Raw genomic sequence first — 13,114 nt, 5'->3', positions numbered from 1 at the left:
CGTTCAGACCCCTTCCACAATGGCGAAATGCGAGGTCGAATAAGCGCGCCGGAATTTCAGCGCTGCCTGGTATTCGGGAGAATGGAAGCAAGCCAGCGCGACCTCGTAGCTTTCGAACTCGACGATCACATGGCGATTGCCGGATGGCCCTTCCGGGCTTGACGACTGACCGCCTCGCGTCAGGAATTTCGCGCCGTATTTGTCGAACGCCGCTTTGTTGGCGGCGATGTATTTCGGATAGTTTTCCGGATCGGTCACATCGACCATCGCCATCCGGTAGCCCTTCTTGCTCATCTCAAGGCCTCCAGCGCAGGAAGTTGGTGATCAGTGCCAGGCCGAGCGCCTGGCTCTTTTCCGGATGGAATTGCGTGCCGGCAAGGTTACCGCGCGCGACCGCCGCCGTTACCGGGCCGCCATAATCGGCGACGGCCAGCACTTCGTCCGGCCTTGTCGCGTCGAGATGGTAGGAATGAACGAAATAGGCGTGCAGACCCTTAGGCCCGGTCGCAATACCCGAAAACAGCGGGTGCTTGCGCTCCAGATCGATGGTGTTCCAGCCGATTTGCGGGATCTTCAGTGCCGGATCGGCGGGCGTGATCTCCTTGACGTCGCCGGCAATCCAGCCGAAGCCCTTGGTCACGGTCTTTTCCAGGCCGCGCTGCGACATCAGCTGCATGCCGACGCAGATGCCGAGGAACGGCCGCGCCTTGGCGATCGCTACCTCTTCCACCGCTTCCCACATGCCGGCGACGCCGCGCAGGCCCGCCGCGCAATCGGCATAGGCGCCGACGCCGGGCAAAACGATTCGGTCGGCGCTGCGCACCCGCTCGGCGTCGGCGGTTAGCTCAATGGCAGCGGCAATGCCGGCTTCATGCGCGGCGCGCTCGAAGGCCTTGGTGGCCGAGCGCAGATTGCCCGACCCGTAATCGATGATGGCAACCCGCATCTCAGGCTTTTCCCGGCGTATGGCTCAGGCCCAGCGTCAGCCCGGTCTGCGTCGGCCGGGCCAGGCTGGCGTCCGGCACGATGCGCGGCAGCGGCGCCGGCTCGTCGGCAAGCGCCTGGGCGTCCAGTGTCTGGCGGATGTCGGCATCGTCAGGATTGTCGGCTTCGACGACGCCCCATTCATGCCAGCCGCGGCGGCGCAGCGCTGCGATCCGCAGCCCTTGGCCTTCCAGCCCGATATAGAGCGAGACCAGTAAAGACATTGCGGAGCCGGCCCAGTCCAGTCCCAGCCATTGGCCGAGCACCGAGATGAGCCCCATGGCGACGAAGGCGAGCGCCGCCTCGATCCACAGCCTGTGCCAGGCGAGCCACAGCGGCGCCACCAGGAAAGCCAGCCAGGAAAAACCGTCGCGGACCAAAACGGTTGCGTCGGCCGCCTCGGTGCGGCCTGGCGGTTCCATCACGACATAGATGGCCATCAGCCTACCCTTTCAGAGATCCCTTGGTGGAGGGAACCGCTTCCGGCTGGCGCGGGTCGCGCTCCAGTGCGAAACGCAGCGCGCGCGCCACCGCCTTGAAGCAGGTCTCGGCAATATGGTGATTGTTGGCGCCATAATGATTGGTGACATGCAGCGTGATACCGGCATTCTGCGCCAGCGCCTGGAAGAATTCACGCACCAGTTCGGTGTCGAACGTGCCGATCTTGGGCGACGAGAAGGCGACATTCCAGACCAGGAACGGACGGCCCGACACGTCGATCGCGGCCCGCGTCAGCGTCTCGTCCATGGCAAGGTCGACAGAGGCGTAGCGCATGATGCCGCGCCGCTCGCCCAGCGCCTTGGCCAGCGCCTGGCCGATCGCAATGCCGGTGTCCTCGACCGTGTGGTGGTCGTCAATGTGCAGGTCGCCCTTCGCCTTCACCGTCATGTCGATCAGCGAGTGGCGCGACAGCTGGTCCAGCATATGGTCGAAGAAGCCGACGCCGCTCGACATGTCGGATTTTCCGGTGCCGTCGACATGGACCGAGACACTGATCTCGGTTTCCTTGGTCTTGCGGCTGACTTCGGCGGAACGGGACGCCATGACCTTGTCCTTGGCTGAGGGGTTCGAAACTCAAGACGGGGTTCCAAGCTGTCATTTGCTTGAAAACGAAAGCCTTCTAGCAGCATGATCCGGCGATTGCCAGTTGCGATGCGGACAGCCACCGGCCATGGCGGACGCCGTTTGCAATCACCCGCCCCATGCATACATATGGCCGATCGAAATCACTCGTACCGCGCGCCAATCGCCTTATCGGGATCGCGCGAATCGGAGCTAAAAATGTCGAATGAACTGAGCATGCACGCCACGACCATCGTGACGGTGCGCAAGGGCAACAAGGTGGTGATCGCCGGCGACGGCCAGGTCAGCCTTGGCCAGACCATCATGAAAGGCAACGCCAAAAAGGTGCGCCGCATCGGCAAAGGCGGCAATGTCATTGCGGGTTTCGCCGGCGCCACGGCGGATGCTTTCACCCTTCTGGAGCGGCTGGAAGCCAAGCTCGAACAATATCCCGACCAGTTGACGCGCGCCTGCGTCGAGCTCGCCAAGGACTGGCGCACCGACCGTTATCTGCGCCGGCTGGAAGCAATGATGCTGGTGGCCGACAAGTCGGTTTCGCTGGCGCTCACCGGCACCGGCGACGTGCTGGAGCCCGAATTCGGCGTCATGGCCATCGGTTCCGGCGGCAACTATGCGCTGGCCGCTGCCCGCGCGCTGATGGACAGCGACAAGGATGCCGAGGAGATCGCCCGCAAGGCGATGCAGATCGCCTCCGACATTTGCGTCTACACCAACAACAACTTCGTTGTCGAAACGCTCGATGCCGGCTAACCCGCCGGTGCTCTATGATTTTCGACCGGTTACCGAAAAAGACCTGCCGATGATCGCCGGCTGGCTGGCCGAGCCGCATGTCGCCGAATGGTGGGACGATCCGGAGACGGAAATCGCCGAAATCCGGGAGCACATTGACTCTATTTCTGTAGAGCCGCTGATCGTCGAGCTCGACGGCAGGCCGATCGCCTATCTGCAGAGCTACGATCCGCATCTGGAAGAGGACCATCCCTATGCCGACCAGCCGTTCGGCACGCTCGGCATCGACCTGTCGATCGGCGTGCCTGACCTGGTTGGCAAAGGTCATGGCTCGGCGATCGTCAGGCAATTCGTCGAGCAACTGTTCGAGGAAGGCGCGCCGCGCGTCATAATCGATCCGCATCCCGGCAATGGCCGTGCCATCCGCGCCTATGAAAAGGCCGGATTCCGCGTCATTGATCGCAGGCACTCTAGATATGGCGACGCCGTGCTGATGGCTGTCGATGGCAAAGAGAGCGACGTGGAAGAAGGGGAATGAGTTGATGGCGACACCGGGCACTGCCAAAAATTACTCGGCCTACGAAGACAGCTGGCGCATGGGGCTTCTGCTCGTGCTCGCTCTGCTCATCTTCCAGGCCGGTGCGCTTTACGGCATGGGCCGCACGCCGATCTGCACCTGCGGTTACGTCAAACTCTGGCACGGTGTGGTGAACAGTTCGGAGAATTCCCAGCATATTTCCGACTGGTACACCTTCTCGCACATCATCCACGGCTTCCTGTTCTACGCCTTGGCCTGGTTCCTGTTCCCGCGCTCGCCAATCGGTCTGCGCCTGGCTTTCGCCGTCGTCATCGAGAGCGGCTGGGAACTCCTGGAAAACAGCCCGTTCATCATCGAGCGCTACCGCGCCGGCACCATTTCGCTGGATTACTATGGCGATAGCATCATCAATTCGGTGTCCGACACGCTGGCCATGGTGCTGGGGTTTGTGATGGCCAGAAAGCTACCTATATGGGTGGTCGTCGGCCTCGCCCTCATCTTCGAACTGGGTGTCGGCTACCTCATCCGGGACAATCTGACGCTCAACGTGATCATGCTGCTGCATCCGTTCGAGTCCATCAAGCAGTGGCAAAGTGGAATTCAGTGATATGACCACCTTCTCTCCCCGTGAAATCGTTTCGGAACTCGACCGCTTCATCATCGGCCAGAAGGACGCCAAGCGCGCCGTGGCCATTGCCTTGCGCAACCGCTGGCGCCGCCAGCAGCTGGAAGGCCAGATGCGCGAAGAGGTGATGCCGAAGAACATCCTGATGATCGGCCCGACCGGCGTCGGCAAGACCGAGATCTCGCGCCGCCTGGCGCGGCTCGCCGGTGCGCCTTTCGTCAAGGTCGAGGCCACCAAGTTCACCGAAGTCGGCTATGTCGGCCGCGATGTCGAGCAGATCATCCGCGACCTGGTCGAGATCGCCATCGGCCTGGTGCGCGAGAAGATGCGCGAGGACGTGAAGGCGCGCGCGCACCTCAATGCCGAGGAGCGCGTGCTGGAAGCCCTGGTCGGCAAGACGGCGAGCCCGGCGACCCGCGATTCCTTCCGCAAGAAGCTGCGCGACGGCGAGCTCGATGACAAGGAGATCGAGATCGAGGTTGCCGACACCGGCACCGGCGGCATGCCCGGCTTCGAGATCCCCGGCATGCCGGGCGCTAATATCGGCGTGCTCAACATCAACGACATGCTGTCGAAGGCGATGGGTGGCAAGAAGACCAAGGCGCGCAAGACGACGGTCAAGGAGTCCTACGCGCTGTTGGTCAACGACGAGTCCGACAAGCTGCTCGACCAGGACGAGGTGGTGCGCCGGGCGCTCGACGCGACCGAAAATGACGGCATCGTCTTCCTCGACGAGATCGACAAGATCGCCTCGCGCGAAGGCGGCATGGGCGCCGGCGTCTCGCGCGAAGGCGTGCAGCGCGACCTGCTGCCGCTGATCGAAGGCACGACGGTGGCGACCAAATACGGACCGTTGAAGACCGACCACATACTGTTCATCGCCTCGGGCGCCTTCCATGTCTCGAAGCCCTCCGACCTGTTGCCGGAATTGCAGGGCCGCCTGCCGATCCGTGTCGAGTTGCGGGCGCTGGAGAAGGACGATTTCATTCGCATCCTAACCGAGACCGAGGCCAGCCTCATCAAGCAGTATATCGCGCTGATGAAGACCGAAGGCGTCGACCTCACCTTCACCGACGATGCCATCGATTCGCTGGCCGGCATCGCTGTCGACCTCAACGCCAGCGTCGAAAACATCGGAGCGAGACGCCTGCAGACGGTGATGGAGCGCGTGCTAGACGAGATCTCCTACGACGCGCCCGACCGCAACGGCACCAGCGTCGCCATCGATGCCGCCTATGTGGAAAAGCATGTCGGCGACCTCTCGCGAAACACAGATTTGTCGCGATTCATCCTTTAAACGAGGGCGCCGGTTCATCCGGCGCCGGCATTAGAGCGCCGCGCGTCCTTTGGACGCGCAAAGGTCGCTCTAACAGTATTGAATCGACGCATCGGACTTTCCAAAAATCGGTTTCGATTTTTGGGCCGATGCTTAGGCAACAGTTTCCGGCAAACATCATCGTGTGTGGCCGGATGGTATCATGCGGCCACCTTTCGTCTTGCCGGCTGCAAGGGCGCTCTCGACTCGACCGGGAGCTTTACCTAGTTTGCGCGGCAATTCTCTAGGCGGCGGCGCATGAAAAAACTGATCCTTGTCATTCTCGGCTTGACGCTGGCGGCGACGCTGTTCGCGGCTGACGCGGCGACATTGGTGCCGGCGGGCAACCGCAATGTCGTGCAGCCTGACATACCGGGCGCCTCCAGCCGCCGCACCCAGGCCACCAACACCACCTTCCAGGCCAAATACCGCAAGGTCTACGCTCTGTTGCAGAACGACGCCGAATTGCGCGCCAAGATCAGGAAGGCGGCTGCCGCTTACGGCATCAACCCCTTGCACATCGTCGGCGCCATCGTCGGCGAGCACACCTACAATGTCGATGCCTACGACCGGCTGCAGACCTACTACGTCAAGGCGATCTCCTACCTCTCCAGCAAGCTGTCCTTCGCCTATGACGGCGAGGACATCACCGATTTCGTGCAGCGGCCGGAATTCAAGAAGTGCACAATGTCGGACAGCTACGACCTGTGGGAATGCCGCGAGCAGGTGTGGAACCGCTCCTTCCGCGGCAAGACCGTCGGCGGCACCAGCTTTCCCAACGACCGCTTCGGCGCCACCTTCTTCCAGCCCTATTATGCCGGCCAGACCTTTGGCCTCGGCCAGCTCAACCCGCTGACCGCGCTGCAGATGAGCGATCTCGTGCACAAGGTGTCGGGGCTGCCCGAACTCGATGTCGGCGATCCCAATGGGGTCTACAAGACCATCATGGATCCGGATCTGACATTGCCCTATGTGGCGGCGACGATCAGGAAATCGATCGACGCCTACAAAAACATTGCCGGCTTTGACATCTCAGGCAATCCGGGGCTGACCGCCACGCTCTACAATGTCGGCAATCCCGAGCAGCGCGCCTATGCGCTGAAGGTTGAAAACGACAGACGTCGCGCAGCGGGTGAGGCGGTCAAACTGCCCGAGGAGAATTATTACGGCTGGCTGGTCAACGACAAGCTGGACGAGCTGAAGGCGCTGTTTTAGCGGGCTTAGCTCAGCCGTCTACCTCCCCCTTGGTGGGGAGGTCGGACCGCAGGTCCGGGTGGGGGCCGGTGCCGCACCCCCGCCCCGCTGCTTCGCAGCGACCCTCCCACAAGGGGAAGGGTAAAACTTACGCTGCCAGCAACGACTTCAGCTTCACATCCGGCGACCCCAACGCCTCCGGCGCCGGCCTAGCCCGCTTGGCGATCAGCATCTCGGCCAGCCTGATGTCGCGCGCCACGGCATTGCCCGTACCGAGGCCGCTCGCCGCCACCAGCCTGCCATCCTCGGCCAGATGAAACAGAATAAAAGCACCGTCGCCGAGATCGCGGCGGACCGTGCTTTTGCCCTCGTCCGAAAGGCCGGCGATCTGCAGCGACAAACCATACTGATCCGACCAGAACCATGGCACCGCGGCATGCGCTTCGCGGGCGCCCAACATGTTCTTCGCGGCCAGCGCACCCTGTTCCTGCGCATTGCGCCAGGCTTCCAGCCGCACCCGCCGGCCAGCATAGACAGCGAGCGGAAACGAGCAGCAATCGCCGGCGGCGAAGATGTCGGGATCGATTGTTTGGAGTTCGCCATTGACGGCGATGCCGTTATCGACGGTCAGGCCCGCTTCCGCGGCAAGCCCGGTCACCGGCACGGCGCCGATGCCGATGACGGTGAGATCGGCGACGATGTCCTGCCCATCGGCGAGCATGATGTGCACCTCAGCGCCGTCGTCGGCGATATCAGCGATGCCCTGACCGGTGAGCACGGTGACGCCTTCGGCCTCATGCGCCTGATGGATGATTTCAGCGATCTCCGCCGGCACGCCACGCATGAGGATGCGCGGCTGCGCCTCAATGACCGTGACGCTGGCCCCGAGCTTGCGCGCCGAAGCGGCGAGCTCCAGGCCGATAAAGCCACCACCAATGATGGCGATGCGGTTTGCCGGGCTGAGGTGGGCGCGAATGGCCAGCGCGTCGGCAAAGGTGCGGAGGTAGACGCAGCGAGACCCCAATCCCGGCATCGGCAGCTTGCGCGGTGTCGAGCCGGTCGCCAGCAGCAGCTTGTCGTAGGGCAGGGCCGAACCGTCCGACAGCCGCACCATATGCGCCGGGCGGTCGATCGCCACCGCTTGAACGGAATGGATATGCCGGATCGATTTCTCGGCCAGAATTTCGTCGCTGGCGATCGTCTTGATCTCGGCCGCGTCGCTCGTCATTGCGTCCTTGGACAGGGGCGGCCGCTCATAGGGCAGATGGGGTTCGTCACCCACCAGCGTCACCGGCCCGTCATAGCCCAGTTCGCGCAGAGCAAGGGCTGCCCGCCCGCCGCACTCGCCGGCGCCAATGATGACCATTCCCGCCTGCATGGTCCTACCCGATCTGGATCAGCACTTTGCCGGCCTCGACCTTTACCGGATAGGTGGCGAGATTGACGCAAACCGGCGCGCCGCGTGCCGCCCCCGTCTTGTAATTGAAGCGGCCATTGTGCTTGGGGCACTCGATGATGTCATCCATCACCAGCCCGTCGGCCAGATGCACCTTTTCGTGCGTGCACAGGCCATCGGTGGCGAAATAATCGTCGTCAGGGCTGCGATAGATGGCGAAGGTGCGGCCGCCATGGTCGAAGCGCATCACATCTTCTTCGTCGATGTCGCCGGCGGCGCAGGCCTCGATCCAGTCGCTCATATGTTCCTCCCAAAAGCAATTCCAGGAAAAGTGCGTTGCGGTTTTCCGTTCGGAGTTGCGACAAAACAAAAGCTTAATCGCGCGATCATTCCGCCGCGGCGGCGACGGCGTCGTTGTGGAGTTCCTCGCGATAGGGCCGCGCCGTCGGCGGCAGTTCGCGCTTGAGGAAATAGTCCTCGTTGCGCAGCTGGCGCAAAAAGGCCGGGATCATCTCGCGGTAGCCGGCCAGGATCGACGGCGTCGGCGCCGGCAGATCGTGCTTGATCAGCGCATGCAGTTTAGGCAGTGCATGATAGGGCACCATCGGGAACATGTGGTGTTCGACGTGATAGTTCATGTTCCAGTAGATGAAGCGGCTGACCGGGTTCATGTAGACGGTGCGGCTGTTCAGCCGGTGGTCGATGACATTTTCCGCCAGCCCGCCATGCTGCAGCAGGCCAACCATGACATGATGCCAGGCGCCGTAGAGCCGGGGCAGCCCGACCAGCATCAGCGGCAGCCATGAACCGAAATAAAGCGCCAGCGCGATCGTCACGGCATAGATCGCCGTCCAGATGCGGGCGATGCGAATGGCCTTAGGCTGCTCCTGTTCGGGGATAAAAGTCTTTTCCGCCGCGCTGATATTGCCGGCGGCATTGCGCAGCATGTCCGACATCGCATGCCAGGCATCCAGCACGCCGATAAAGCCAAGCGCGACCCGGAACAGATCCGGCGGCCGCATGACGGAGATTTCCGGGTCGCGGCCGACGATGATGGTGTCGGTGTGGTGGCGGGTGTGGCTCCAGCGCCAGGTCACCGGATTGCGCATGATCATGAAGCAGGCGATCTGGTAAACCGCATCGTTCATCCACTGGGTGCGGAAGGCGGTGCCGTGGCCGCATTCGTGCCAGCGTGAGTCGGTGGAGGAGCCGTAGAGCACGCCATAGACGAAGAAGAACGGCACGCACCACCAGCTGCCCCAGAACCAGGCGCCGCCGGCGGCACTCAGGATCAGCGCGGCCAGCCAGATCGCGGTGTCGCGGATCGCCGGCCCGTCGGAGCGCTGCATCAGCTCCTTCATCTGCTTGCGCGGAATATCGGTGTGATACCACTCGGCCGCCGCCAGCCCGGTCTCGACGGCGAGCTTGGAATCGCGGCCCATCAGGCTGTAGTCGCGCCGAAACGGTAGTGTGGATAGTGTCGCTTCCATAGGGGCTGCCTCCGTCGGCCACAGCATCCGTCAGGACGGATATGTCCATTACAGGCGCTTGTGTCCGAGCGCAAAATAGCGCCATGCGGTGATAGTCTCAATATCACAAAGATAGTTTCTATCATTTTCCATCAGAACGATGTAAGCAGTTGCAGGCACTCATGCGGGACAGTCATGGCAAAACGGCCAACCATCACCGATCTGGCGCGCATCTCCGGCGTTAGCGTCGCCACTGTCGACAGGGTGCTGAACAACCGGCTGCCGGTGCGCGAGGAAACCGCGCGCCGCGTCTATGAGGCGGCGACCGGCATCGGCTACCACGCCGCCGGGCTGATCAAGCGGCGCATGCGCCAGGAATTGCCGGAATACCGCCTCGGCTTTCTGCTGCTGCGGGGCAATGATGTTTTTTACGGCGATTTCGCGAGGGAGCTAGAAATGGCGGTCTCGCAATCGCAGCGCTTCCGCGGCGTCGCCACCATCGATTTCGCCAACTCGCTAGCCGCCGACGAGATCGCCGCCCAGATGCGCAAGCTGGCAGCGAAATCCAGAGCAATCGCCGTTGTCGGTCCGGACCATCCGACGCTGACGGCGGTCGTGGAGTCGCTGAAAGCGAGGGGGCAACCTGTCTTCTCGCTGCTGTCCGACTTTGCCGCTGGCATCCGTGAGGGATATGTCGGCCTCGACAATCGCAAGGTCGGTCGCACCGCGGCCTGGATGATCGCCAGGGCGGCAAAGAACCCCGGCAAGGTCGCCCTTTTCGTCGGCAGTCATCGCTTCCACGGTCATGAACTGCGCGAGATCGGATTTCGCTCCTTCTTCCGCGAACATGCGCCGGACTTCACGGTGATGGAAACGCTGGTCAATCTGGAAGCCAACCAGGTCACCCACGATGCGATGATCGATCTCCTGGTGCGGTATCCGGATCTTGCCGGCTGCTATGTCGCCGGCGGCGGCATGGAAGGCGCGGTCTCGGCGCTCCGCGCAGCGAAGCCCGCAAACATGCCGGTGGTCGTCTGCAACGAGATCAACGCCGAATCGCGCGCGGCACTCGCCGACAACATCCTGACCATGGTGATCTCGACGCCGCTCGCCGCCTTGTGCCGCGAGCTTGTCGACCTGATGGCGCATTCCATCGAGGCCGGCGCCGCCAACGCGCCGGGCCAGACCTTCCTGCCCTTCGACATCTATCTGCCGGAAAATATCTAACGCGTTGCCGCGCCGACCCATTCGGCGCGGGCTCTCCGGCGATGATAGAATCTATCAGATTCTGCCTTCAGACTCGGCCTGGGCCGCTGTCGGCCTTGATTCGACGTGAAATTGCGGCGCGGCGACCGAAAATCCGCTTTCCGACTTAGGAATCGCTCTTGACGTCTCGCGAAAAAATGGAATAAATATTTCATCAGATTGGTATTTTGGTTCTTTCGTTCCGGAACATCTGTTTCAAACTGGGAGCCTGGCGTTCCATCCCTTGGACAAAACGCCATACGGAACAGGAAGGCATCAGGGAGAGATTCCTCGGGCTATCGGGGATTCCGGGTAGATCGGTGCAGCCGGACACCAATGTGGAGGAGAAACACAATGAAGAAACTGATTTTGGGCGTCGCCTTTGCGGCGCTGATGAGTTCGTCCGCTTTTGCCGCCAAGGTCGGCGTGTCGATGGCCAAGTTCGACGACAACTTCCTCACCGTGCTGCGCAACGGCATGATCGAGCAGGCCAAGGGCATGAGCGGCGTGGAACTGCAGGTCGAGGACGCGCAGAACGACGTCGCCAAGCAGCTCGACCAGATCAAGAACTTCGCCGCCTCGGGCGTCGACGCCATTATCGTCAACCCGGTCGACACCTCGGCCACGCAGGCGATGTCGGACGCCGCCGCAGCCGCCAAGATCCCGTTGGTCTATGTCAACCGCCAGCCGGTCAATGTCGACACGCTGCCGGACAACCAGGCCTTCGTCGCGTCGAACGAGGCCGATTCCGGCACGCTCGAGACCAAGGAAGTCTGCCGCCTGTTCACCGAGGCCGGCAAGAAGGAAGCCAATGTCTATGTCATCATGGGCGAGCTTTCCAACCAGGCCGCCGTGCAGCGCACCAAGGACATCGAAGAGGTGATCGCCACGCCGGAGTGCAGCTTCATCAAGATCATCGATAAGCAGACTTCGAACTGGAACCGCGACGAAGCGCAGAACCTGATGACCAACTGGCTGTCAACCGGCAAGCCGTTCGACGGCGTCATCGCCAACAATGACGAAAGCGCCATCGGCGCCATCCAGGCGATGAAGGCCGCCAACATCGACATGAAGACGGTCGTCGTCGGCGGTGTCGACGCCACGCAGGACGCGCTTGCCGCCATGCAGGCCGGCGACCTCGATGCCACCGTGTTCCAGGATGCGGCCGGCCAGGGCGCCGGCGCGCTCGACGCGGCACTGAAGCTCGCCAAGGGCGAGAAGGTCGAGCACAAGGTCTACGTGCCCTTCCAGCTGGTTACGCCGGCCAACATCGACAAGTTCCTGAAGAAGAACTGAGCCGGCAACCCACGCGTAAGCAATTCCAGGAAAAAGTGTGAAGCGGTTTTCCGTCCGGAATTGCGACAAACAAACAAGAGAGCGGCGCAACCGCGCCGCTCCCGCTTCCCCCACCGCCCTGAGGGGCGGAAGGGCAAATGCGGCCTCACGGAGGACAAGGCATGTCACAGACATCTCATGGCGTCGGCGGGGTCAGCTATGACGCGAAGAGGCGGACATGGCCGGCCGAATTCAACGTCTTCCTGGCGCTGGTCATTCTGGTCGTCATCTTCGAAATGATCGGCCGCATCTTTCTTGGCGACAGCTTCCTGTTCAACACGCGCGACAACGTCGCCGGGATCTTCAATGAGGCCCGCCTGCAGATCATCATCCTGCAGGTGTCGATCGTCGGCATCATCGCCATCGGCGTCACGCAGGTGATCATTTGCGGTGGCATCGACTTGTCCTCGGGCTCGATCGTCGGCGCCACCGCCATGATCGCCATGAGTTTTGCCCAGGTGGCGACGGTCAACGGTAACCCCAACCCCAAGGCGATGTTCCTGGCGCAAGGCTGGACCGACCTGCCGGTCATCGTGCCGGTGCTGGTCGCCATCGGCTGCGGTCTGCTCGCCGGTCTCGTCAACGGCTCCTTGATTGCATACACGCGCATTCCGCCGTTCATCGCCACGCTCGGCATGATGGTGACCGCGCGCGGCATTGCCAAATGGTGGTCCAAGGGTCAGCCGATCTCGTTTCCGACCGAAAGTTTCGCTGGTATCGGCAAGGGCCTGATGCCGGTCATCATCTTCCTGTCGCTGGCGGTGTTGTTCCAGCTGATCATGACCTACACACGCTACGGCAAGCACTGCTACGCCATCGGCTCCAACGAGGATGCCGCGCGCATGTCGGGCATCAAGATCGCCAACCACAAGATCCTCGTCTATGTCATTGCCGGCATCCTCGCCGCGCTGGCCGCCGTCGTGCTATCCTCCAAGAACCTGACGGCACAGTCCGGCATGGGCGTCATGTACGAGCTCGACGCCATCGCCATGGCGGTCATCGGCGGCGTCTCTTTGTCGGGCGGCCGCGGCTCGATCGTCGGCACCGTGATCGGCTCGCTGATCTTCGGCGTCATCATTTCCGGCTTCACCTTCCTGCGCCTCGACGCCTACTATCAGGAGATGGTCAAGGGCGTGATCATCGTCGGCGCGGTCGTTCTCGACCAATGGCGCCAGCGCATGCGGGCATTGAGGGCTTGACC

15 protein-coding genes are annotated in these 13,114 nt (G+C 62.3%); 8 read left to right on the top strand and 7 right to left on the bottom strand.

What is annotated here, in order from left to right; translation table 11 throughout:
* Positions 1-3: 3 nt before the first annotated feature.
* The 4 genes from NKI37_RS13650 to hisB are packed head-to-tail and all read right to left on the bottom strand — an operon-like array spanning position 4 to position 2,028.
* A complete protein-coding gene (locus NKI37_RS13650; protein ID WP_352789308.1) occupies positions 4-294 on the bottom strand; it encodes a DUF1330 domain-containing protein in 291 nt (96 codons plus the stop codon).
* 1 nt (position 295) lies between these two features.
* Positions 296-946 carry an imidazole glycerol phosphate synthase subunit HisH gene (gene hisH, locus NKI37_RS13645; RefSeq protein WP_023672319.1) on the bottom strand — a complete coding sequence of 217 codons (651 nt, stop codon included), beginning with the start codon at positions 944-946 and terminating at the stop codon, positions 296-298.
* 1 nt (position 947) lies between these two features.
* Positions 948-1,424 (bottom strand): DUF2628 domain-containing protein, encoded by a 477-nt coding sequence (locus tag NKI37_RS13640; RefSeq protein WP_352789305.1) that lies wholly within the window; start codon positions 1,422-1,424, stop codon positions 948-950.
* Between the two features lie 4 nt (positions 1,425-1,428).
* The gene (gene hisB, locus NKI37_RS13635) at positions 1,429-2,028 is read right to left on the bottom strand and encodes an imidazoleglycerol-phosphate dehydratase HisB (protein WP_023727853.1); all 600 of its coding nucleotides are present in this window, start codon (positions 2,026-2,028) and stop codon (positions 1,429-1,431) included.
* A 237-nt stretch (positions 2,029-2,265) separates the two neighbouring features.
* On the opposite strand from hisB, the gene hslV reads away from it, so the two are divergent.
* From hslV to NKI37_RS13610, 5 genes are all read left to right on the top strand, one after another.
* Positions 2,266-2,817 carry an ATP-dependent protease subunit HslV gene (gene hslV / locus NKI37_RS13630; RefSeq protein ID WP_023672322.1) on the top strand — a complete coding sequence of 184 codons (552 nt, stop codon included), beginning with the start codon at positions 2,266-2,268 and terminating at the stop codon, positions 2,815-2,817.
* A complete protein-coding gene (locus tag NKI37_RS13625) occupies positions 2,807-3,334 on the top strand; it encodes a GNAT family N-acetyltransferase (protein WP_023727852.1) in 528 nt (175 codons plus the stop codon). The genes hslV and NKI37_RS13625 overlap by 11 nt, the downstream gene beginning before the upstream one ends.
* A 4-nt stretch (positions 3,335-3,338) precedes the next feature.
* Positions 3,339-3,941 (top strand): DUF2585 domain-containing protein, encoded by a 603-nt coding sequence (locus NKI37_RS13620; protein WP_023727851.1) that lies wholly within the window; start codon positions 3,339-3,341, stop codon positions 3,939-3,941.
* A gap of 1 nt (position 3,942) precedes the next feature.
* Positions 3,943-5,256 (top strand): ATP-dependent protease ATPase subunit HslU, encoded by a 1,314-nt coding sequence (gene hslU / locus NKI37_RS13615; RefSeq protein WP_023672325.1) that lies wholly within the window; start codon positions 3,943-3,945, stop codon positions 5,254-5,256.
* A gap of 276 nt (positions 5,257-5,532) precedes the next feature.
* Entirely contained in the window at positions 5,533-6,489 is a 957-nt protein-coding gene (locus tag NKI37_RS13610) for a DUF1402 family protein (RefSeq protein ID WP_352443589.1), read from the top strand.
* Between the two features lie 127 nt (positions 6,490-6,616).
* On the opposite strand, the gene NKI37_RS13605 is transcribed toward NKI37_RS13610, so the two are convergent.
* The 3 genes from NKI37_RS13605 to NKI37_RS13595 all read right to left on the bottom strand — a co-directional run bounded on the left by NKI37_RS13605 (position 6,617) and on the right by NKI37_RS13595 (position 9,354).
* On the bottom strand, positions 6,617-7,834 hold the full coding sequence (locus tag NKI37_RS13605; protein WP_352625050.1) for an NAD(P)/FAD-dependent oxidoreductase: 1,218 nt from the start codon (positions 7,832-7,834) through the stop codon (positions 6,617-6,619).
* A 16-nt stretch (positions 7,835-7,850) separates the two neighbouring features.
* On the bottom strand, positions 7,851-8,165 hold the full coding sequence (locus tag NKI37_RS13600; RefSeq protein ID WP_023672328.1) for a MocE family 2Fe-2S type ferredoxin: 315 nt from the start codon (positions 8,163-8,165) through the stop codon (positions 7,851-7,853).
* A gap of 85 nt (positions 8,166-8,250) precedes the next feature.
* The gene (locus NKI37_RS13595) at positions 8,251-9,354 is read right to left on the bottom strand and encodes a fatty acid desaturase family protein (protein ID WP_031209636.1); all 1,104 of its coding nucleotides are present in this window, start codon (positions 9,352-9,354) and stop codon (positions 8,251-8,253) included.
* A gap of 174 nt (positions 9,355-9,528) precedes the next feature.
* On the opposite strand from NKI37_RS13595, the gene NKI37_RS13590 reads away from it, so the two are divergent.
* The 3 genes from NKI37_RS13590 to NKI37_RS13580 all read left to right on the top strand — a co-directional run bounded on the left by NKI37_RS13590 (position 9,529) and on the right by NKI37_RS13580 (position 13,112).
* Positions 9,529-10,560 (top strand): LacI family DNA-binding transcriptional regulator, encoded by a 1,032-nt coding sequence (locus tag NKI37_RS13590; RefSeq protein ID WP_023828813.1) that lies wholly within the window; start codon positions 9,529-9,531, stop codon positions 10,558-10,560.
* A gap of 372 nt (positions 10,561-10,932) precedes the next feature.
* Positions 10,933-11,874 carry a sugar ABC transporter substrate-binding protein gene (locus NKI37_RS13585; RefSeq protein ID WP_023684065.1) on the top strand — a complete coding sequence of 314 codons (942 nt, stop codon included), beginning with the start codon at positions 10,933-10,935 and terminating at the stop codon, positions 11,872-11,874.
* 161 nt (positions 11,875-12,035) lie between these two features.
* The gene (locus NKI37_RS13580) at positions 12,036-13,112 is read left to right on the top strand and encodes an ABC transporter permease (protein ID WP_023687413.1); all 1,077 of its coding nucleotides are present in this window, start codon (positions 12,036-12,038) and stop codon (positions 13,110-13,112) included.
* The last annotated feature ends 2 nt before the right edge of the window (positions 13,113-13,114 follow it).

The sequence above is a fragment of the Mesorhizobium sp. M0626 genome (genome assembly GCF_040320665.1).
Taxonomy (GTDB): Bacteria; Pseudomonadota; Alphaproteobacteria; order Rhizobiales; family Rhizobiaceae; genus Mesorhizobium.
The sequence above is the reverse complement of the archived record's forward strand: the minus strand, read 5'-3'. Positions and strand labels throughout refer to the sequence as shown.

Coding starts and splice junctions, on each gene's coding strand:
- NKI37_RS13650 (WP_352789308.1), bottom strand. CDS start 294: ATGAGCAAGAAGGGCTACCGGATGGCGATGGTCGATGTGACCGATCCG.
- hisH (WP_023672319.1), bottom strand. CDS start 946: ATGCGGGTTGCCATCATCGATTACGGGTCGGGCAATCTGCGCTCGGCC.
- NKI37_RS13640 (WP_352789305.1), bottom strand. CDS start 1,424: ATGGCCATCTATGTCGTGATGGAACCGCCAGGCCGCACCGAGGCGGCC.
- hisB (WP_023727853.1), bottom strand. CDS start 2,028: ATGGCGTCCCGTTCCGCCGAAGTCAGCCGCAAGACCAAGGAAACCGAG.
- hslV (WP_023672322.1), top strand. CDS start 2,266: ATGTCGAATGAACTGAGCATGCACGCCACGACCATCGTGACGGTGCGC.
- NKI37_RS13625 (WP_023727852.1), top strand. CDS start 2,807: ATGCCGGCTAACCCGCCGGTGCTCTATGATTTTCGACCGGTTACCGAA.
- NKI37_RS13620 (WP_023727851.1), top strand. CDS start 3,339: ATGGCGACACCGGGCACTGCCAAAAATTACTCGGCCTACGAAGACAGC.
- hslU (WP_023672325.1), top strand. CDS start 3,943: ATGACCACCTTCTCTCCCCGTGAAATCGTTTCGGAACTCGACCGCTTC.
- NKI37_RS13610 (WP_352443589.1), top strand. CDS start 5,533: ATGAAAAAACTGATCCTTGTCATTCTCGGCTTGACGCTGGCGGCGACG.
- NKI37_RS13605 (WP_352625050.1), bottom strand. CDS start 7,834: ATGGTCATCATTGGCGCCGGCGAGTGCGGCGGGCGGGCAGCCCTTGCT.
- NKI37_RS13600 (WP_023672328.1), bottom strand. CDS start 8,165: ATGAGCGACTGGATCGAGGCCTGCGCCGCCGGCGACATCGACGAAGAA.
- NKI37_RS13595 (WP_031209636.1), bottom strand. CDS start 9,354: ATGGAAGCGACACTATCCACACTACCGTTTCGGCGCGACTACAGCCTG.
- NKI37_RS13590 (WP_023828813.1), top strand. CDS start 9,529: ATGGCAAAACGGCCAACCATCACCGATCTGGCGCGCATCTCCGGCGTT.
- NKI37_RS13585 (WP_023684065.1), top strand. CDS start 10,933: ATGAAGAAACTGATTTTGGGCGTCGCCTTTGCGGCGCTGATGAGTTCG.
- NKI37_RS13580 (WP_023687413.1), top strand. CDS start 12,036: ATGTCACAGACATCTCATGGCGTCGGCGGGGTCAGCTATGACGCGAAG.